Here is a 19,168-nt window from a genome sequence, read left to right on the forward strand (position 1 = left end):
CAAGGCCCCTGGCGTGAGTAGCTAACCGGGATTGCGGAAAGTCAATGCAATTCCACACTGCCTGCATGATGGCAAAGATGGCAATTGCATTTGGAGCGCCGTTCCGCACCTGTTAAAATCCGCCGCCTGACCCACTGTCCAAACGGTTAATCACACCATGAGCGAACAGAAGCCCTCCCTCACCTATCGTGATGCCGGCGTTGATATTGATGCCGGAAACGAACTCGTCGACCGGATCAAGGAAACAGCCGCTCGCACCCGTCGCCCGGAAGTCCTTGGCGGCCTCGGTGGCTTTGGCGCCATGGTTGCCATTCCGCCCGGCTACAATGAGCCCGTTCTGGTATCGGGTACCGATGGGGTTGGCACCAAACTTCGCCTTGCCATGCAATTACAGAAGCATGACACCATTGGTATCGATCTTGTCGCCATGTGCGTGAACGACCTGGTGGTGGGCGGGGCCGAACCGCTGTTCTTTCTGGACTATTACGCCACCGGCAAGCTTAACGTGGACGTGGCCGCCCAGGTTGTCGACGGTATTGGCCGCGGCTGTGAACAGGCAGGCTGCTCCCTGGTGGGCGGAGAGACCGCGGAAATGCCGGGCATGTACGAAGGCGACGATTACGACCTGGCTGGCTTCTGCGTGGGTGTGGCGGAGCGCGCTGAAATCATCGACGGCAGCCGTGTTCAGGCCGGCGACGTGCTGCTGGCACTGGGTTCTTCCGGCCCGCATTCCAACGGCTACTCACTGATCCGCAAGATTCTGGAAATCAGCAACGCTGACCTGAATCAGACCGTTGCAGAGGTAACACTTGCCGATGCGCTAATGGCGCCAACCCGCATCTATGTGAAGAACCTGCTTCAGCTCGCCCGCGAAGTGGACGTTCGTGCCCTCTCCCACATTACCGGCGGCGGCCTCCCGGAAAACATTCCCCGGGTGTTGCCCGATGGCATGGTAGCGGCCATCGACACCGACAGCTGGAAACTGCCTCCTGTCTTCCAATGGCTGAAAGACGCTGGCGGAGTCGCCACCGAGGAGATGTACCGCACCTTCAATTGCGGTGTCGGCATGATTGTCTGTATCCCGGCCAACCAGCGTGAACTGGCCCTCGATACCCTCAACGCCCTGGGCGAGAAAGTCTGGCAAATCGGCATTATCGAGGCCGCGGAAGACAACGCGGCATCCGCCTCAGTGCGCTATGCCCCGGGGCTCTTGTCGGCATGAAGGCAGATTCCGTAACCGCACCACGCATCCTGGTTCTGGCGTCCGGCAGTGGCACGAATCTCCAGGCCCTGATCAACGCCAGCCGCGAGCGGGATTTCCCCGGCCAGATCGTCGCGGTAGGATGCAACCGCCCGGGCGCCTTTGCCCTGGAGCGGGCGGCCCAGGCGAATATCGACACCTTCACCGTGGACCACACCCGTTACAGCTCGCGGGAGGAGTTTGACGGTGCGCTGATGGCGGAAATTCGCCGCCACAACCCGGACCTGATCGTGCTGGCCGGATTCATGCGCATACTCACCACGGATTTTGTGCGGGCCCTGCGTGGCACCATGCTCAACGTGCACCCGTCGTTGCTGCCGAAGTACACCGGCCTCGACACCCACAGGCGCGCACTGGAGGCCGGTGACACGGCCCATGGTGTGTCTATCCACTTTGTCACCGAAGAGCTGGATGGCGGGCCGGTGATCGCCCAGGCGGAAGTCAGTGTTGCCCCGGACGACACCCCGGAATCCCTTGCCGAAAAGGTCCAGGAGAAAGAGCACCTGCTTTATCCCATTGTTGTACGCTGGTTCTGTGAAGGGCGTATCCAGCTTGGTACCGACTATGTGGTTTTCGACGGCCAGCCGCTGAATCGCCCGCTGGTTCTTCCGGATGAAGGCGGGGCCACCACGGCCTGAGTAAATATATCGTCATCTGCGGAAGCGGTCAGGCGCGCTAGACTGTCCGATATCAGGTGACAGGTACTCGCACCGACCGTGCAACCGGAGAACTCGTATGCCCCAGAATCTCAGCCCCACAGCCCTGCCCGCCCTGCTGGCCGGGATACTGCTTTTCGGCGCTACTCTTGCACACGCCTCCGATGATCAGGAGGCCATTGCCCTCCATCCGATGGAGCTCAGCTACAACGCCTCCCTGGACAAGGGCATATCCCTCAACGGGGATGCCCGCCGTATTCTGGAACAGCGGGACGATGGCACCTGGCACTTCCGTACAGATGTGAATTCTTTTGTCGCCGATATCGACGAGTCGCTGATTTTCCGCTGGGAGGACAACCATGTCGTTCCCCTGCGTTACCGCTATGAGCTTTCTGGTCTCCTGATCAGGGACAGAAAGGAAGCGATCGACTTTGACTGGGACAATATGGAAGTCAGCGGGCACCACGAGGGCGACAGGTTTTCGATGAAACTGGAAGAAGGTGCCCTGGACCCCATGGGCTACCAGCTACAACTCAGCCAGGACATCAAGGCCGGCAAGCGTGAGATGGTCTATCGCGTGATTGACAAGGGCGACTACGACACCGATCGCTTTGCGGTGGTTGACGAAGAAACACTGAGCGTCAACGGCAATACCTATAAGGCACTCAAAGCCGAGAAAGTCCGCGACAGCGGCAGCAAGCGCCAGTCCCTGATGTGGTTCGCACCAGAGCGTGACTACCTGCTCATCCGCTTCCTGCAGGTAGAACCGGATGGCAGCGAGTACGAACTGACCATCAGCGAGGCCACAATCGATCGCTGAAGCAACGGCGCCTTACTCTTTGGCGTCTGCCCAGACCGCCTTCACCTCATCGGCGATAATGCGCAGCCCCTCGGCCACGCGCTCATCATCCTGTGAATAGGTTACCCGCAGGCACTGGTGTCGATGCTTCCAACCGTCGTCCGGCAATCCCGGGAAGAAATAATGCCCGGACACCACCAGCACACCTCGCTCCTTCAGCCGCTGATACAGCTCCAGGCTGGAGATGGGCAGATCCGGAAACCACAGCCACAGGAACATAGCGCCTTCCGGCTTGTGGACGTACCAATGACAGCTGTCCTCACCCATGGCATCCCGGAACACCACAACCGCCCGCTCCATTTTGGCCTTGTAGAAGGGGCAGACCACATCCCGGCTGAGTGACAGGATCTCCCCGGAACGGACCAGCGGCTCCGCCAGCATGGCGCCAAAGCTGCCGGTGGCCAGGTTCATAATCGCATTGATGCTTGACAGCGCCTTGATAACGGGCTCCGCCGCGATGACGATACCGGTGCGCACGGCTGGCAGGCCAAACTTGGACAGACTCAGGCACAGTATGACCTGGTCATTCCAGTGGGGTGTTGCGTCCACAAACAACAGATTCGGGAAGGGTGTGCCGTAGGCACCGTCCACAATCAGTGGGATGTTGTGCTGGCGCGCCATGGCTTCCAACCGGGCCAGTTCGTCATCGGTGACCACATTGCCTGTCGGGTTGGTGGGACGGGAAACACAGATGGCACCGGTTTCAGCAGTCACCTCAACCGCATCAAAATCCACGCGATACTTGAACTCGTGGGCATCGGTAAAGGAAATGTCCGGTTGCACGGCATGGAACAATCCGGGCTCGATACCCGCGTCGGCATAACCGATGTATTCGGGCGCCAGGGGCAGCAGGATGTGCTTGTGCACTCCGTTGCCATAGTCACCACCGAACATATTGAACAGCATGAAGAAGGCGGCCTGGCTACCATTTGTAAGGGCGATATTTTCCGGTTTCAGGCCCCAGCCATATTCCCGGTTCAACAACTCCGCCAGCGAGGCAATAAACTGCTTCTCGCCCTGGGGCGGGTCGTAGATGCCCACCAGTCTGCGTGTATCAGTATCGCTTTGGGCCATATCCGCCAGTATCTGCTGGACACGCTCCTGGATCTCGGGAATATGGCCGGGATTGCCCCCGCCCATCATGATCATGTCGTCGCCGGAGGCCAGGGCGTTGCCCAGGTCGTCCATCAGGGAGGTTATGCCCGCATCCGCGGTAAATTTCCGACCGAACGAGGAAAGTTTCATGGTGCCTTGTCTGTACCGGTTTAAAAGGGGTTATCACTCCAGTGTAGGACAGAGCCGGCAGAGCCGCCGGTCAGTCGTTCAGGGAGATCCCAAGGTTACTCACGCCATCGTTGGCAGCGTCGTCACGGATACGCTCAACGAACTGGCTGGTGGGGGTACGCTGGCGCTTGAGGGCAAGGACAATGTCCCGCTGGAACACTTTGTCCTCTTTCATCAGCGGGTGCTGGTCCAGCACCCGGACCAGTTCGTCCTCTTCCAGGCCTTCCCCTTCGGAAAGCTCGATAAAGTTCATCACCGTTGCCGTGGCCATTTGTGAGGCGTCGGTTGCGCGGTGCTTACCGGGATTAAGTCGGTTCAGCAGTGCCTGTTCCAGCAACTGGCAGAAATCGAAAGCCGGGTACACGCCGTATGCATCGTAGGCGTTTACGTCTGGTGACAGGGCTTCCAGTTTCGCCAGTAGCTGGGGAATAGCTGCTTCGGAGGCGTCTTTTTGCAGCATGCCCCAGCCCAGATCGAGCAACTGGCGCATTTTAGCGCCGGTTTTCAGCTCAACCGCATCTGCGAACAGGGCGTAGTTGGGGAAGGAGCGCTCCGCGAGGGCCATCAGGAAGGTGAATTCCCGCCAGCCCTGTAGTTGTGATACCGCTTTCAGAAACTGATTGGCATTCACTGTGGATGTCTCCTGAGGGTGTTGCTTGCCGGGGATCTGTGCGTGGCGGAGCCACTCATGTTCGCGGCAGGGTCACACCCGTCTGACCCAGGTATTTTCCGCCCCGGTCCTTGTAGCTGGTGTCGCAGATTTCATCGGATTCGAAGAACAGCATCTGGGCGACGCCTTCGTTGGCGTAGATTTTGGCCGGCAGGTTGGTGGTGTTGGAAAACTCCAGGGTGACCTGCCCTTCCCACTCGGGTTCCAGCGGTGTGACGTTGACGATGATGCCACAACGCGCGTAGGTGGATTTGCCCAGGCAGATGGTCAGTACGCTGCGGGGGATACGGAAGTATTCCACGGTGCGTGCCAGGGCGAAGGAGTTGGGCGGGATGATGCAGACGTCGCCGGTGTAGTTCACAAAGCTGTTTTCGTCGAAGTTTTTGGGGTCGACGGTGGCTGAGTGGACGTTGGTGAAGATTTTGAATTCGTTGCTGCAACGGACATCGTAGCCGTAGCTGGATGTGCCATAGGAGATTACGCGGCCTTTTTCGGTTTCGCGGACCTGATCGTACTCGAAGGGTTCAATCATGCCTTGATCCCGGGACATCCGGCGAATCCAGTGGTCGGATTTGATGCTCATGGGTGACGTCTCGTATCCATAAAAAAGAGAGGCGGTAGTTTACCTGTTCGGTTTTTGTCTGTCGAAGCTTTGGCCTCTTGAATCCCACCTTTAGTTTTGGGGGCTGCAAGAACAGGCAGGGCCTTCCGAAACACGCCGTTAATACGTCCATGTAGGCTTGAGAAAAACATCCATGTTTTTCACAGTTTCGGAAGGCCCTGCCTGTTCTTGCGATCTGACTGTTACGTGGATCAGTGTTCGGTTACGGAAACACTGGAAATAGAGCCCGTCAGGTTTCTTTCACGGGTGGAAAGTTCCGCGCCTACCCTTCGGGCGATGTCCTTGTAGCGTCTTGCCACTTCCGAGTCCGGCTCTGCCACCACTGAGGGCCTGCCGCCATCGGTCTGTTCGCGGATGGTCATGTGCAGTGGCAGCTGGCCGAGTAGCGTGGTGTCGTATTCTTCGGCGATGCGCTCGCCGCCGCCGTGGCCGAAGAGGGGTTCTTCGTGGCCGCAGTTGCTGCAGATGTGGACGCTCATGTTTTCCACCACACCCAGCACGGGGATTTCCACCTTGCGGAACATTTCGATGCCTTTCTTGCCATCCAGCAGGGCGATGTCCTGGGGGGTGGTGACGATGACGGCACCGGTAACCGGGACTTTCTGGGCGATGGTGAGCTGGATGTCGCCGGTGCCCGGGGGCATGTCGAGGATGAGGTAGTCCAGTTCGTTCCACAAGGTCTGCTGCAGCAGCTGCATGACGGCGCCGCTGACCATGGGGCCGCGCCAGACCATGGGGGTTTTGTCGGTGACGACGAAGGCCATGGAGTTGGCCTGCAGGCCGTGGGCTTCCATGGGGACGAAGTATTTGTTCTCGCGGGTGTCGGGGCGTTTGCCTTCGGGGACGCCCAGCATCATGCCGATGCTGGGGCCGTAGATATCGGCGTCGAGGATGCCCACGCGGGCGCCTTCGGCGTGCAGGGCCAGGGCCAGGTTGACAGCGGTGGTGGATTTGCCCACGCCGCCCTTGCCGGAGGCCACGGCAATGATGTTTTTCACGCCGGGCACGGACTGGATGTCTTTCTGGCCCTTGTGGGAGTGGATGCGCTGCCCCACGTGGGCATCCACGCTCTCGACACCTTCGACGTCGTCCAGGGCGTTGGTGAGCAGTTCTTTCAGGGCGCCCGCGATGCCCTTCGAAGGGTATGGCAGCTCAATCATGACGGTGACTTTGCCACTCTCGTCCGCCGTCAGGGACTTCACGGCACCCAGTTCGTACAGATCCTTGCCGAGATAGGGGTCGCGGTACTGTTTTACGGCGGTTTCCAGTGCGTGCTGTGAAATCTGGGCCATCGGACTCTCCGGGGTAATCTCTGCGCGTTCCTGTTCACAAGTATTAGCGCTGAAAGCGGGTGTTTCGGATGAAAAAACTTTGCTTGGAAGGTATCATCTGTGCCCGTTTCTGGCCATAACGAGTTTTGATCCTGAGCAAGGCCGGCAAACGCGAACGCCCAACTCCTGACGAATGAAGGTTCGGACCAAAACATGACGCAAGTGAGTTCAAAGCAACAGCGCGATATTCTGGTAACCAGCGCCCTGCCGTACGCCAATGGCCCCATTCACCTGGGCCATCTGCTGGAATACATTCAGACCGATATCTGGGTGCGCTATCAGAAAATGCGTGGCCAGAACTGCTACTACGTCTGCGCGGATGACGCCCACGGTACCGCGATCATGCTGCGGGCCGAGCGGGAAGGCATCTCGTCGGAAAACCTGATTGATCGCATTCGCGAAGAGCACCAGCAGGATTTCGGCGGCTTCCATATTCTCTTCGATAACTATTACACCACCCATTCCGAGGAGAACCGTCAATTTTCGGAATACATCTATCGTCAGTTGCAGGAAAACGGCCATATCGCCACCCGCAAGATCACCCAGGCGTTTGATCCGGAAAAGAACATGTTCCTGGCGGATCGGTTCATCAAGGGCACTTGCCCGAAATGCAAAACCGAAGACCAGTACGGTGACAACTGTGAGGCCTGTGGTGCCACCTATACACCGGCGGAGCTGATCAATCCGCGTTCGGCGGTTTCCGGTGCCACACCCGTTGAGAAGGAATCCGAGCACTATTTCTTCCGCCTGCCGGCGTTCGCGGATTTTCTCGCCAACTGGACCCGCAGTGGCACGCTCCAGCCCCAGGTGGCCAACAAGCTGGCCGAGTGGCTGGATGCTGGCCTGCAGGAATGGGACATCAGCCGCGATGCGCCCTATTTCGGGTTCGAGATTCCGGACGCACCGGGCAAGTATTTCTATGTCTGGCTGGATGCCCCCATCGGTTACCTGGCGAGCTTCAAGAACCTGTGCAACCGTGAAGGCATTGATTTCGAGCACTTCTGGAAAGCGGATTCCACCGCCGAGGTGTATCACTTCATCGGCAAGGACATCATCAATTTCCACGCGCTGTTCTGGCCCTCCATGCTCCACAGTGCGGGGTTCCGTACCCCGAGTGCCGTCTGGGCCCACGGTTTTGTGACGGTGAATGGCAAGAAGATGTCCAAGTCCCGGGGCACGTTCATCATGGCCCGCACCTATCTGGACCACCTGAACCCGGAATACTTGCGCTACTATTTCGCCGCCAAGCTGACCGGCAGCGTCGATGACATGGACCTGAACCTGGAGGACTTCGCCGCACGGGTGAACTCGGATCTGGTCGGCAAGGTTGTGAACATCGCCAGCCGCAGTGCCGGCTTTATTACCAAGCGTTTCAACGGCCAGCTTGGCACCGTTACCGAGCACGACAAGCTGAAAGAGTTTATCGATGCCGGGGGGGAGATCGCAGATTTCTACGAGGCCCGGGAGTTTGGTCGCGCCATGCGGCGCATCATGGAACTGGCGGATGTCGCCAACCAGTATGTAAATGACGAACAGCCCTGGGTGATTGCCAAGCAGGAAGGCCAGGACGACAACCTGCAGGCCATCTGTACCAACGCCATTAACATGTTCCACTTGCTGATGACCTACCTGGCGCCGGTGCTGCCGGAAACCGCGAAGGCCTCGGAAGCGTTCCTCAATGCCCCGCTGGACTGGAACAAGCGTGATCAGCGCCTGGAGAACCACGACATCAACAAGTTCAAGCCGCTGATGAATCGTGTGGAAATGGCCCAGATCGAGAAAATGCTGGACGCTTCCAAGGAAGAAATGCCTGCGGCGACCGGGCAGAAAGAGCCTGAAGCCAATCTTGAGCCGATTGCCGATGAGATAGAATTCGGGGACTTCGCGAAAGTGGACTTTCGGGTTGTCAAGATTGTCAAAGCCGAACACGTGGAAGGCGCAGACAAGCTTCTTCGCCTCACCCTTGACGTGGGGCATGGCGAGCGCAACGTGTTTGCGGGTATCAAATCGGCTTACAGGCCGGAAGATCTGGAGGGGCGCCTGACGGTAATGGTGGCCAATCTCAAGCCCCGGAAAATGAAGTTTGGCATGTCTGAAGGTATGGTGCTGGCAGCGGGCCCGGGCGGTAAGGATATCTTTATCCTGTCACCCGATTCCGGCGCCACACCCGGCATGCGGATCATGTAATGGTGGGGACTGATGACTGAGTATCTGCTGATCCTGGTCAGTACTATACTGGTGAACAACTTTGTGCTGGTGCAGTTCCTGGGGCTCTGCCCGTTCATGGGCGTTTCCGGGAAGCTGGAAACCGCCATGGGCATGTCTTTGGCCACCACGTTCGTGCTGACCCTCGCTTCGGTATGCAGTTATCTGGCTTATACCTACCTGCTGGAACCGCTGGACCTGGCGTTCCTCAAGACCATCACCTTCATCCTGGTGATCGCCGTGGTGGTGCAGTTCACGGAAATGGTGGTTCGCAAAACCAGCCCCCTGCTATACCGGGTGCTGGGTATTTTCCTGCCGCTGATTACCACCAACTGTGCGGTCCTGGGCGTTGCCCTGCTCAACCTCAACAAGAACAACAACTTCGTGGAGTCCGTGCTGTACGGCTTTGGTGCTGCCGCCGGTTTCTCCCTCGTTCTGGTGCTGTTTGCCGCCATGCGAGAGCGCATTGCCGTTGCCGATGTGCCGGTTGCCTTCCAGGGTGCTGCTATTGGTATGGTGACCGCAGGGTTGATGTCATTGGCCTTCCTGGGTTTTACCGGCCTGGTCAGCGTCTGACGGAGCATTTGTTATGTGGACGAGCATACTGATTGCCGTGGTGGTTCTGCTCGCGCTGGCGGTGGTGTTCGGCGGCCTGCTGGGTTTCGCTGCTGAGCGTTTCCGGGTGGAAGGCAACCCGCTGGTGGACCAGATTGACTCCATGCTGCCGCAAACCCAGTGCGGCCAGTGTGGCTTCCCCGGCTGCCGCCCTTACGCCGAATCCATTGCCAACGGCGATGCCATCAACAAATGCCCACCCGGTGGCGAAACCACCATCAAGGCCCTGGCGGACCTGTTGGATGTGGAGCCACAACCGCTGGACGCGGAACACGGCGTTGAACAGGCCAAACGCGTTGCGGTTATCCGTGAGGACGAGTGCATCGGCTGCACCAAGTGCATCCAGGCCTGCCCGGTGGACGCTATCCTGGGCGCCGCAAAACACATGCACACGGTGATTGAAAGTGAGTGCACCGGTTGTGATCTTTGTGTGGAGCCCTGCCCCGTGGATTGCATCGACATGGTAACGGTGGAGCCGGATATACGCTCATGGACCTGGACGCCCCCCAAATCGGGCTTGATCGCCACGGACCGCCAGGGAGCCAGTGCCTGATGACGCAACTCTGGGACTTCTCCGGTGGCATCCATCCCGCCGAAAACAAGCACCTGTCCACCACTCGCCCCATCGCAAAGGCGGGCCTGCCGGACATACTGGTGTTGCCACTTCAACAGCACATTGGTGAACCGGCCGAGGCCTGCGTCAGTGTTGGTGATCGCGTTCTGAAAGGCCAGAAGATTGCCGATGTTACCGGTGGCATGGGCGTTCCCGTTCACGCACCCACCTCCGGCACTATCGAGTCCGTCAGCCTGCAGCCGGTTCCCCACCCCTCTGGCATGAGCGACTGGTGCATCACACTCAGGCCCGACGGACAGGATGAATGGGGCACCCTCAGCCCAGTTGCGAACTACCGGGACCTGGATAGAGAACAGGTCCTGGATCTGATCCGCGACTCAGGCATTGCGGGCATGGGCGGCGCGGGTTTCCCGACCAATATCAAGCTACGCCCGCCAAAAGACCGCAAAGTGAGCACGCTGATCCTGAACGGCGCCGAGTGCGAGCCGTATATCACCGCCGACGATATGTCGATGAGGGAGAAAGCCGACGAGATCATCGCCGGGCTCCGGATCATGGCCTGGATACTTCGCCCGGAACGCTGCGTTATTGCGGTTGAGGACAACAAACCAGAGGCCATTGCAGCGCTCAGGAAGGCCGCAGAAGGCACCCAGACAGAGGTTGCAGTCATCCCCACCAAGTACCCGTCCGGGGGCGAAAAGCAGCTTATCCAGCTCCTCACGGGCATGGAAGTGCCCAGTGGCGGCATCCCCGCGGATATCGGTGTGATGTGCCAGAACGTGGGCACGGCTATCGCCGTATCGGCCGCCATTTTCCGCGGAGAACCGCTGATTTCCCGCATCACGACTGTGACCGGCCAGGCCATCACCAATCCCGGTAATTTCGAAGTATTGATCGGCACGCCCATCGATTACCTGCTGGTACGAGCCGGACTGGACGACAACGCCCTTCACCGGCTGGTACTCGGCGGCCCGATGATGGGTTACACCCTGGAAACGCCGTCAGTGCCTGTGGTGAAAACCACCAACTGCGTGATTGCCGCCACCGCGTCGGAGCTGCCCGACCCCGCACCGGAGCAACCCTGTATCCGTTGTGGCGCATGCGCCGAAGCCTGCCCCATGGAACTGCTGCCCCAGCAACTGTTCTGGTACTCCAGCTCCGGAGAGTTCGACAAGGCCGAGCACCTGAACCTGTTCGACTGCATTGAGTGTGGTATCTGCTCCTACGTCTGCCCCAGCTCCATCCCCCTGGTGCAATATTACCGTGCCGCCAAAGGCGAGATCCGGGTTCAACAGGCCGAGCACCTGAAGGCAGATCGCGCCCGTGAACGTTTCGAAGCCCGCCAGGCCAGGCTGGAACGGGAGCAGCAGGAAAAAGAACTGCGGCGCAAGGAGCGGGCAAAGGCGGCCGCTGAAGCCCAGGCGAAGAAGCAGGCCGAGGCCGCGGAGGCGGAAGCACAGGGCCAGCCAGCCGATGATCGCGCCGCCAAGGCCGCCCAGGTTCAGGAAGCCCTGGCCCGAAAGAAGGCGAAAAACAAGCAATCCGCAGCAACAGACAGCAACACTCCGGAAAAACCTGCAAGCGAGCCGGCACCGGATATCGAAACCCTGGAAAAACAACTCAACCAGTCCACCGCCAAGCTCAACACCATGCAGAGTATGCTGGAAGATGCCAAAGCCGAAAATGCGGACAACGTCGAGAAACTGGAGCGGGCCGTCACCAAGAACCACGACCGGGTGAAACGCGCGGAAGAAGCCCTGGCTGAAGCCCGTCATTCCCTGGAAGCCGCTGACACCCAAACGACTGACTCATGATGAACAGGCCCCAACGCTAATGGCACTTGCGCAACAGTCCTCTCCCCATGCCCGCAACGCCCGCTCCACCTCACAGGTGATGCGATGGGTGATTCTGGCAGCCCTGCCCGGCCTGCTGGCACAGACCCTGTTTTTCGGCTGGGGCAACCTGATCAATGTAGTGTGGTGTACTGCCGTGGCACTGGCCGCCGAAGCAACCATCCTCAAGCTTCGCAAGCGCCCCGTTACCATCTTCCTGAAGGACAACACCGCAGCCGTTACCGGCCTTTTGCTGGGCCTTTCCCTGCCCCAGTTCGCGCCCTGGTGGGTGTCCGCCGTTGCGGTTATCGCCGCCATCGTCATGGCCAAACAACTATACGGCGGGCTTGGTTCCAACCCGTTCAACCCTGCGATGGTGGGCTACGCGCTGGTACTGATTTCTTTCCCGGTGGCCATGACCACCAACTGGGCCCAACCCGGCCTGTTGTGGGAGACAGGCCCCGGGTTCGGGGAAACCCTCGGAATGATCGCCTCCGGGCAGCAAACAGCGGTGGACGGATTCACCATGGCCACGCCGCTGGATGAATACAAACACAAGATCGCCACCCACACCGCAGCGGAAGTGCTCCAGCACCCCACCTTTGGCGAGGGCGTTGCCAAGGGATGGGAATGGGTCAATGCCGCGTTTCTCGCCGGCGGCCTGGTACTCATCGGCCTTAGAATCATTACCTGGCACATTCCTGTCAGCATGCTGGCAGGCCTGGCGATTATGAGCCTCGCCTTTGGCAGCAATGCCGACCAGTATGCGCCGCTGTCGATGCACCTGCTGGCAGGCGGCACCATGCTGGGCGCCTTTTTCATTGCGACGGACCCGGTGTCCGCGGCCTCCAGCCACCAGGGCAAACTGATCTACGGCGCTGCTATCGGTATCCTGATCTACCTGATCCGCACCTGGGGGGCCTACCCCGATGCGGTGGCCTTCAGCGTACTGTTGATGAACTTTGCCGTACCGTTTATCGATCACTACACGCCGCCACGTACTTACGGGCACCACAAACCGCGGCGCGGCATTCCCGGCAAGGGGCAGGGGTAAGCCATGGCAGCCATCACCCAGTCAATCCGCCGCAACGCCATCGGCCTCGGCCTGTTCGCCATCATTACCGGTGGAACCATTGCTGTAACCCAGGTACTGACGGCGGAACGCATCCAGGAACAGGCTGCCCGGGCAGAAGCCCAGGCGTTGTTCGAGATCATTCCCGAGAACCGGCACGACAATAATTTACTAACCGACACCGTCCAGCTTCCCGCTGGCCAACGGCTCAATGACGGGGAGCCCATTACTGCCTGGGTTGCACGTCGCAATGGCCGGCCAACAGGGCTGATCATGCCAGTGGTGGCGCCCGATGGTTATTCCGGAGATATCCACCTGCTGGTGGGCATGAACCTGCAGGGCAAAATACTGGGCGTACGGGTGACCAGTCACCGGGAGACTCCCGGCCTGGGAGATCGCATCGAAACCAAGAAATCCGACTGGGTTCACTCATTCACCGGCCGCTCCCTTGGCAACCCCGAACCGAAAGACTGGAATGTAAAGAAAAACGGCGGTACGTTCGACCAATTTACTGGCGCAACCATTACCCCGAGGGCCGTGGTGAAAGCGGTGCAGAAATCCCTGGTCTATTTCCGCAAACATCGCAGTGACATTCGCGGCATCCTGAACGAACCGGCATCCCCCCGAAACAAGCCGCTGACACCGGAAGAGATTGCCGGCCAGACACCAGAACGGGAGCACTCGTAACATGGCGACCAAATCCAGCGCAGAAATCATCCGTGACGGTTTGTGGACCAATAATCCGGCCCTGGTGCAGGTGTTGGGGCTGTGCCCCCTGCTGGCGGTGACCAGTACCGTGGTTAACGCCATCGGCCTGGGTCTGGCCACGCTCATGGTGCTGATGGGCTCGAATCTGGCGGTGTCGCTGATTCGTAACTTTGTCAGCGAGTCGGTGCGCCTGCCTGCTTTCGTGATGATCATCGCCTCCTTCGTAACCTGCGCGGAACTGCTGATGCAGGCTTATACCTACGAGCTTTACCAGATACTCGGAATCTTCATTCCGCTGATCGTGACCAACTGCGCCATCCTTGGCCGCGCCGATGCCTTTGCGTCCAAGAACGCACCCCTGCCGGCCCTGCTGGACGGCGTCATGATGGGCATCGGATTCCTGGTGGTGCTGATTGCGCTCGGCGCAATGCGGGAGTTGATTGGCCAGGGCACGCTGTTTACCGACATGGACCTGCTGTTGGGCCCAATGGCCGCAGACTGGGGCATCCGGCCACTGGAGCAGTATCCGGATGTGCTGTTCATGGTGCTGCCTCCCGGCGCCTTCGTCGGGCTGGGGCTGCTCATCGCGCTCAAGAATGGCATAGACAATCACATCAAGGCCCGCCGCAAGGCTGCCGAGCCCGTGGTGGCCGGCAGCAAACGAGTACGGGTGACCGGCCATGTGTCCTGAGCACTCTGTAAGCCTTTTTCAATCAGCGGATAGAAAATGAACAAGGAAAAACGTACCGAAATCTTTACCCGCCTGCGGGATGCCAACCCGACACCCACAACGGAGCTGAACTACGCCAGCCCCTTCGAGCTGCTGATTGCGGTAATCCTGTCAGCCCAGGCGACGGACGTGGGCGTGAACAAGGCAACGGCAAAACTGTATCCAGTTGCCAACACCCCTGAGAAAATCCTGGCGCTGGGCGTGGACGGGCTGAAGGAATACATCAAGACCATCGGGCTGTTTAACAGCAAGGCCGAGAACGTGATCAAGACCTGCCGCGCCCTGCTTGAAAAACATGGCGGTGAGGTCCCGGATAACAGGGAAGATCTGGAAGCGCTCCCGGGCGTGGGGCGAAAAACCGCCAATGTGGTACTGAACACCGCCTTTGGGCAGCCCGCCATGGCGGTGGATACCCACATATTCCGGGTTTCAAACCGCACTGGTATTGCACCGGGCAAGAACGTTCTGGAGGTGGAAAAGCGTCTGATGCGGGTGGTTCCGAAAGAATTCCTGCTGGATGCCCACCACTGGCTGATCCTGCATGGGCGTTATACCTGCACGGCCCGGAAACCCAAGTGTGGCGCCTGTATTATCGAGGATCTTTGCGAGTTCAAATACAAAAGGGACTACATGGACTGAGGCCGACCCCACCAATGGGGAGCCGGCTTCTCATCGGGCTTCTATCGCTGGCCCAGCATTTTTTCTTTCAGGTCTTCCTGGGCTGGCTCGTCCGACAGCCAGATACCGAACAAGGCCTTCTTGAACTCCAGGTCACCAATGGTAGCTCGTTGCTCACCGTTCTTCAGGACGCGTACACCCTCACCCGGCAGGTAGACCAGGTCGAATACGTCGCCGTCCTTGATTTCCTCTGAAAAGACATCGAGAAAGGCATCAACGTCATCCTTGATCGCAGCCAGGTCACCATCGGTGGAGTTCTCAAACCCTTCCATGGTGGCAGACTTCATCTTGTCGCTGGTGATCATCCCGGAAATGATATGCAGGGTAATCGCCTGTGGCTCGTCCGCGTTGATAATGGCCTGGCCATCGTTAATGGTCTCAGGCAAATACAGACCACCGATATAGAGGTCCATGAACCACTTGGAGCGGGTGCCCGCACCATTAAGCTTGAGCTCGGTGTCCATCGCCGAGTAGGTATCCGGCAGGTCAACGCCTTCCACCGTCAGGGCGGAAGCCGGGGCTGACAGGGCTGCTGTCAGCAGTAATGAGGCAAATCCTGTTGATAGGGCCTTTTTCATCGTCCTTTCCTTATTGATCGTTATTATTGAATGTCTTGCTACTGGTTCGCCGGCGTTCGACACCCTTATCCCACACCAGCCAGCCAAGTTTAACAGGGAGCAAACGGGGGCTTACGCGGGCTGGTTCTCATTTGGCAACGCAAAAAAAACCGGCCTGCTGTCCGCGGGCCGGTTTTTTTATCACACAGAACCTGCTACTTGAAGAGCATGGTGCCTGACAGGCCTTCTTTCTCCAGGATTTCCCGGAGGCGACGAAGCGCCTCTACCTGAATCTGCCGGACCCGCTCACGGGTCAGACCAATCTCCTGGCCCACTTCCTCAAGCGTGCTGATGGGATAGCCTCGCAAGCCAAAGCGGCGGGAAAGTACTTCCTGCTGCTTGTCGCTGAGCTGGTCGATCCACTTTTCAACGCAGGAACACATGTTATTGTCCTGCAGCAGGTCGGCCGGGTCGGATGCGCCTTCGTCCGCGACGGTATCCAGCAGGGACTTCTCGCCGCCGCTACCAATCGGCGTGTCCATGGAGGCAACGCGTTCGTTCAGGCCCAGCATGCGCTTGACGTCCGAAACCGGCTTGTCGACCATCCGCGCAATCTCTTCCGCTGATGGCTCGTGGTCCAGCTTCTGGGTCAGCTCCCGTGCGGCGCGCAGATAAAGGTTCAGTTCCTTGACTACGTGGATGGGGAGGCGAATGGTGCGGGTCTGGTTCATGATCGCCCGCTCAATGGTCTGGCGGATCCACCAGGTGGCGTAGGTGGAGAAGCGGAAACCGCGCTCCGGATCAAACTTTTCCACCGCCCGGATCAGCCCGAGATTGCCTTCCTCGATCAGGTCCAGCAGTGTCAGGCCACGGTTTACGTAACGCCGCGCAATTTTCACCACCAGGCGCAGGTTGCTCTCGATCATCCGCTTGCGTCCGGACTCCTCCCCCTTGCGGGCGAGCCGGGCAAAGTACACTTCTTCTTCAGGTGTGAGGAGAGGAGAGAAACCGATTTCGTTGAGGTAAAGCTGGGTGGCATCCAGTTGCTTCTGGCTGGTGAAGTATCGGCCCTGGGCCGGGATATCATCTTCTACTTCGACGGCTTCAACTTCCGCCGTTTCTTTTTCTTCTACCTTGTCTTCCGCTAACAGTTGATCGTCTGCGTCTTCAACGTCCGCTACACGGTCAATGATGAGTTCTTCATGCTCTGCTGACATAACTCTTTGCCCCGCCTTTCAATGATCCTGGAAATTCGCTCACGTTTTCTTGTTATTGCAAGCGCCTGCTTTCTTCGATTTCTTGTTCAGGACATTTATTGCTAGCTGTTGACGGCTACCGTGGCCGCCGTTTCTTTTTGTTGATTGGACTGTTTGTTCCGACTGTCTGTGGTCTTTGGTGCCGGACTCCAGGCTTTGTCTTGCAAGTCCGTTTCATCGGGACGGGAGGTAGTGCGCGGGATCGACCGGGTTGCCATTTTTCCGGATTTCAAAATGCAACTTGGGTCGGTCCGTGCCACTGTTCCCCAGTTCAGCGATGACCTGTCCGGCTTTGACGTCCTCCCCTTCCCGCACCAGAATTTTCCGGTTGTGTGCATAAGCACTTAAATAGTGCTCATTGTGGTTCACTATAATCAGATTGCCATAACCGAGTAACCCACTCCCGGCGTACACGACATTACCACTTGCCGCCGCCCTTACAGAGTCACCCTCTTTTCCAGCAATATCAATACCTTTATTGACTTTCCCGGATGTTGAATATCCTGCAATTACGGTGCCAACGTGCGGCCATCGCCAATTGACGTTGGAAACCGTCTGGCTTTGACCGGTTAGTGGCGACGACCTGTCAGGAGGCCGCGAGACCGTCGGTTTTGGCTCCGGTCTGGGAGCAGGCTGACGCGATGCAGAGCGACTCGGCACCGGAGCGGCCGAAGGCTTGTTACTCGCGCCAGTCTGCCCGGCGGATGTGACATTTCCGCGAAGGTCCAGCCGTAGCACCTGCCCTGCCTTGATGTTGTAGGGAGGGTTTATGCCGTTGGCATTACCGAGTTCCCGGTAGTCCCGACCGTATCGCCAGGCAATGCTGTACAGGGTTTCCCCGGGTTTGACCACATGCCTCCCCCAGTAAACGGGCGGGTTATACAGGTCATCCTGATAGATCGCCTGGGTGTTGCACGCGGAGAGCAGCATAAGGCTGGAGAGCACAAGCAGGAAAGCGTAAAGGCGCACCCGCTTTTCTGAACACGGAGAAGCAGGGGCACCGGAGGGGAGCCGCGGGAGAACTGCCATCGCAGCGATAATGAACCCACGCACTGATCTCAAAAGAATAAAAATATGCTCGTTATTAGAAATTCGTATAAAAAATACGGCAATTTATAAAGTGTGTTGAGTAACTTGCTAATTTATTGCACATTTTGAACATGAAGCCAAGTTACCTGTCCGTGGCATTTGTTACTGCCCGAAACAACCGCAAGGATCAAAAAGTAACACTTCGTCTCGATACACCTGTGAACGAGTCCACAGGGCTGATCAAAACTCGTCCTTAATGCGAAGGGGCAGACTGCCTTTTACCGCCCACCCACTCGACCAGCAGAACCAGCAGCAGGCCGGCAATAGCGCAGGCTATCGCCAGCAGCAATTGTGATTCCTCGCCGGTCAATTCAGCATAGCCCATCGGGCTGACACTCGCTTCGCTGAGGGGCACCTGTTCGCCTGCACTATTGGTACGCCAGCTCAGCGTTTCCTTCCAGGGCCAGACCTTGTTCAACGCCCCGACCATAAAGCCGGTCAGCAGTGCCAGCACAAGGTCATGATAGCGATGAAACGCCCAGGTGATCACCCGGGCAACAGACAACAGACCAACCAGGCAGCCGACTGCAAACACCCCGAGTACAACAAGGTTCAGCGAGCGTATGGCGTCCAGAACCGGAACGTACATCCCGAGGATCACCAGGATAAAACTGCCGGATATGCCCGGCAGGATCATGGCACAGATGGCCAGGGCCCCCGCCCCGAAAAAGACCGGCATTGAAGGCGACAATGGGCTGCCAGACAAAGTGGTGACCCACCAGGCAAACACGGTTCCCACCACCAACGGCAGCAAAAGCGCTGGCTGATAGTGGCGAACCTGGCGGCCAACGTGCCATACCGAAGCCACTATCAGGCCGAAGAAAAAACTCCAGATCAGGATCGAGTACTCGGTAAGGGCATAGCTGATTGCTGACGCAAGGGTGGCGATACTGGCAAGAATCCCGGCCAGCAGGCACAGCAGAAAGGTACCGTCACACGCCCGCCAAAACTCCCTCAATTGTCCACGAACCAGGTGCCGGATAAAAGCTTCCGGAAGGGCACTGATGGCCTCCAACAGGCGAAAGTAGATACCGGTTATGAACGCGATGGTGCCGCCGGACACGCCAGGTACAATATCAGCCGCCCCCATGGCCACGCCCCGCAGGAACACGGCAAAGGGGTGATGGGAACGGGGCACGTCGTCGGGAGACTCAGGCTGGCGTTTTGCT

General features: G+C 58.5%; 19 protein-coding genes. 11 read left to right on the forward strand and 8 right to left on the reverse strand.

Annotated features, from left to right (window positions below):
- The first annotated feature begins 157 nt into the window (after positions 1 to 157).
- The 3 genes from purM to NLU14_RS20035 all read left to right on the forward strand — a co-directional run bounded on the left by purM (position 158) and on the right by NLU14_RS20035 (position 2,737).
- Positions 158 to 1,222, forward strand: coding sequence for a phosphoribosylformylglycinamidine cyclo-ligase (gene purM / locus NLU14_RS20025; protein WP_275709915.1), 1,065 nt, complete (start codon positions 158 to 160; stop codon positions 1,220 to 1,222).
- On the forward strand, positions 1,219 to 1,899 hold the full coding sequence (gene purN / locus NLU14_RS20030) for a phosphoribosylglycinamide formyltransferase (RefSeq protein WP_275709918.1): 681 nt from the start codon (positions 1,219 to 1,221) through the stop codon (positions 1,897 to 1,899). The genes purM and purN overlap by 4 nt, the downstream gene beginning before the upstream one ends.
- Positions 1,900 to 1,996: 97 nt before the next feature.
- Complete coding sequence (locus NLU14_RS20035) at positions 1,997 to 2,737, forward strand: DUF3108 domain-containing protein (protein ID WP_275709920.1); 741 nt, start codon at positions 1,997 to 1,999, stop codon at positions 2,735 to 2,737.
- A 12-nt stretch (positions 2,738 to 2,749) separates the two neighbouring features.
- Here NLU14_RS20035 and NLU14_RS20040 read toward each other — a convergent pair whose 3' ends face one another.
- The 4 genes from NLU14_RS20040 to apbC all read right to left on the reverse strand — a co-directional run bounded on the left by NLU14_RS20040 (position 2,750) and on the right by apbC (position 6,644).
- Positions 2,750 to 4,021 carry a valine--pyruvate transaminase gene (locus NLU14_RS20040; protein ID WP_275709922.1) on the reverse strand — a complete coding sequence of 424 codons (1,272 nt, stop codon included), beginning with the start codon at positions 4,019 to 4,021 and terminating at the stop codon, positions 2,750 to 2,752.
- Between the two features lie 70 nt (positions 4,022 to 4,091).
- Positions 4,092 to 4,691 carry a YjaG family protein gene (locus NLU14_RS20045; protein ID WP_275709924.1) on the reverse strand — a complete coding sequence of 200 codons (600 nt, stop codon included), beginning with the start codon at positions 4,689 to 4,691 and terminating at the stop codon, positions 4,092 to 4,094.
- A 55-nt stretch (positions 4,692 to 4,746) separates the two neighbouring features.
- The gene (dcd, locus tag NLU14_RS20050) at positions 4,747 to 5,313 is read right to left on the reverse strand and encodes a dCTP deaminase (RefSeq protein WP_085681099.1); all 567 of its coding nucleotides are present in this window, start codon (positions 5,311 to 5,313) and stop codon (positions 4,747 to 4,749) included.
- Between the two features lie 230 nt (positions 5,314 to 5,543).
- Positions 5,544 to 6,644 (reverse strand): iron-sulfur cluster carrier protein ApbC, encoded by a 1,101-nt coding sequence (gene apbC, locus NLU14_RS20055; RefSeq protein ID WP_275709926.1) that lies wholly within the window; start codon positions 6,642 to 6,644, stop codon positions 5,544 to 5,546.
- Between the two features lie 192 nt (positions 6,645 to 6,836).
- On the opposite strand from apbC, the gene metG reads away from it, so the two are divergent.
- Genes metG through nth form a run of 8 tightly spaced genes read left to right on the forward strand, consistent with a single transcriptional unit; the run spans position 6,837 to position 15,058 of the window.
- Entirely contained in the window at positions 6,837 to 8,870 is a 2,034-nt protein-coding gene (gene metG, locus NLU14_RS20060; RefSeq protein WP_275709927.1) for a methionine--tRNA ligase, read from the forward strand.
- 12 nt (positions 8,871 to 8,882) lie between these two features.
- Positions 8,883 to 9,464: an electron transport complex subunit RsxA gene (gene rsxA, locus NLU14_RS20065; protein WP_275709929.1), complete on the forward strand. Its 582-nt coding sequence runs from the start codon at positions 8,883 to 8,885 to the stop codon at positions 9,462 to 9,464.
- A gap of 13 nt (positions 9,465 to 9,477) precedes the next feature.
- A complete protein-coding gene (gene rsxB / locus NLU14_RS20070) occupies positions 9,478 to 10,056 on the forward strand; it encodes an electron transport complex subunit RsxB (protein WP_275709931.1) in 579 nt (192 codons plus the stop codon).
- Entirely contained in the window at positions 10,056 to 11,891 is a 1,836-nt protein-coding gene (gene rsxC, locus NLU14_RS20075) for an electron transport complex subunit RsxC (RefSeq protein ID WP_275709933.1), read from the forward strand. Before rsxB ends, rsxC begins: the two co-directional genes overlap by 1 nt.
- A gap of 19 nt (positions 11,892 to 11,910) precedes the next feature.
- On the forward strand, positions 11,911 to 12,963 hold the full coding sequence (rsxD, locus tag NLU14_RS20080; RefSeq protein ID WP_275709934.1) for an electron transport complex subunit RsxD: 1,053 nt from the start codon (positions 11,911 to 11,913) through the stop codon (positions 12,961 to 12,963).
- A 3-nt stretch (positions 12,964 to 12,966) separates the two neighbouring features.
- On the forward strand, positions 12,967 to 13,668 hold the full coding sequence (gene rsxG, locus NLU14_RS20085; protein ID WP_275709936.1) for an electron transport complex subunit RsxG: 702 nt from the start codon (positions 12,967 to 12,969) through the stop codon (positions 13,666 to 13,668).
- A gap of 1 nt (position 13,669) precedes the next feature.
- Entirely contained in the window at positions 13,670 to 14,380 is a 711-nt protein-coding gene (locus tag NLU14_RS20090) for an electron transport complex subunit E (protein ID WP_275709938.1), read from the forward strand.
- Positions 14,381 to 14,416: 36 nt separating this feature from the next.
- On the forward strand, positions 14,417 to 15,058 hold the full coding sequence (nth, locus tag NLU14_RS20095; RefSeq protein WP_275709940.1) for an endonuclease III: 642 nt from the start codon (positions 14,417 to 14,419) through the stop codon (positions 15,056 to 15,058).
- Between the two features lie 41 nt (positions 15,059 to 15,099).
- Here the strand turns inward: nth and NLU14_RS20100 are convergent, their stop codons facing one another.
- The 4 genes from NLU14_RS20100 to NLU14_RS20115 all read right to left on the reverse strand — a co-directional run bounded on the left by NLU14_RS20100 (position 15,100) and on the right by NLU14_RS20115 (position 19,137).
- Positions 15,100 to 15,675: a chalcone isomerase family protein gene (locus NLU14_RS20100; protein ID WP_275709942.1), complete on the reverse strand. Its 576-nt coding sequence runs from the start codon at positions 15,673 to 15,675 to the stop codon at positions 15,100 to 15,102.
- A gap of 194 nt (positions 15,676 to 15,869) precedes the next feature.
- A complete protein-coding gene (gene rpoS, locus NLU14_RS20105) occupies positions 15,870 to 16,871 on the reverse strand; it encodes an RNA polymerase sigma factor RpoS (protein WP_275709944.1) in 1,002 nt (333 codons plus the stop codon).
- A gap of 213 nt (positions 16,872 to 17,084) precedes the next feature.
- A complete protein-coding gene (locus NLU14_RS20110) occupies positions 17,085 to 17,840 on the reverse strand; it encodes a peptidoglycan DD-metalloendopeptidase family protein (RefSeq protein WP_338040811.1) in 756 nt (251 codons plus the stop codon).
- A 352-nt stretch (positions 17,841 to 18,192) separates the two neighbouring features.
- Positions 18,193 to 19,137, reverse strand: coding sequence for a polyprenyl-phosphate transporter (locus NLU14_RS20115; protein WP_476738654.1), 945 nt, complete (start codon positions 19,135 to 19,137; stop codon positions 18,193 to 18,195).
- Positions 19,138 to 19,168: the final 31 nt, after the last annotated feature.

The organism is Marinobacter iranensis, from assembly GCF_029207565.1.
Taxonomy (GTDB): Bacteria; Pseudomonadota; Gammaproteobacteria; order Pseudomonadales; family Oleiphilaceae; genus Marinobacter; species Marinobacter iranensis.

Coding starts and splice junctions, on each gene's coding strand:
- rsxB (WP_275709931.1), top strand. CDS start 9,478: ATGTGGACGAGCATACTGATTGCCGTGGTGGTTCTGCTCGCGCTGGCG.
- NLU14_RS20100 (WP_275709942.1), bottom strand. CDS start 15,675: ATGAAAAAGGCCCTATCAACAGGATTTGCCTCATTACTGCTGACAGCA.
- apbC (WP_275709926.1), bottom strand. CDS start 6,644: ATGGCCCAGATTTCACAGCACGCACTGGAAACCGCCGTAAAACAGTAC.
- purN (WP_275709918.1), top strand. CDS start 1,219: ATGAAGGCAGATTCCGTAACCGCACCACGCATCCTGGTTCTGGCGTCC.
- NLU14_RS20090 (WP_275709938.1), top strand. CDS start 13,670: ATGGCGACCAAATCCAGCGCAGAAATCATCCGTGACGGTTTGTGGACC.
- metG (WP_275709927.1), top strand. CDS start 6,837: ATGACGCAAGTGAGTTCAAAGCAACAGCGCGATATTCTGGTAACCAGC.
- rsxC (WP_275709933.1), top strand. CDS start 10,056: ATGACGCAACTCTGGGACTTCTCCGGTGGCATCCATCCCGCCGAAAAC.
- rsxA (WP_275709929.1), top strand. CDS start 8,883: ATGACTGAGTATCTGCTGATCCTGGTCAGTACTATACTGGTGAACAAC.
- NLU14_RS20035 (WP_275709920.1), top strand. CDS start 1,997: ATGCCCCAGAATCTCAGCCCCACAGCCCTGCCCGCCCTGCTGGCCGGG.
- NLU14_RS20110 (WP_338040811.1), bottom strand. CDS start 17,840: ATGCTGCTCTCCGCGTGCAACACCCAGGCGATCTATCAGGATGACCTG.
- rsxG (WP_275709936.1), top strand. CDS start 12,967: ATGGCAGCCATCACCCAGTCAATCCGCCGCAACGCCATCGGCCTCGGC.
- purM (WP_275709915.1), top strand. CDS start 158: ATGAGCGAACAGAAGCCCTCCCTCACCTATCGTGATGCCGGCGTTGAT.
- dcd (WP_085681099.1), bottom strand. CDS start 5,313: ATGAGCATCAAATCCGACCACTGGATTCGCCGGATGTCCCGGGATCAA.
- rsxD (WP_275709934.1), top strand. CDS start 11,911: ATGGCACTTGCGCAACAGTCCTCTCCCCATGCCCGCAACGCCCGCTCC.
- nth (WP_275709940.1), top strand. CDS start 14,417: ATGAACAAGGAAAAACGTACCGAAATCTTTACCCGCCTGCGGGATGCC.
- NLU14_RS20040 (WP_275709922.1), bottom strand. CDS start 4,021: ATGAAACTTTCCTCGTTCGGTCGGAAATTTACCGCGGATGCGGGCATA.
- rpoS (WP_275709944.1), bottom strand. CDS start 16,871: ATGTCAGCAGAGCATGAAGAACTCATCATTGACCGTGTAGCGGACGTT.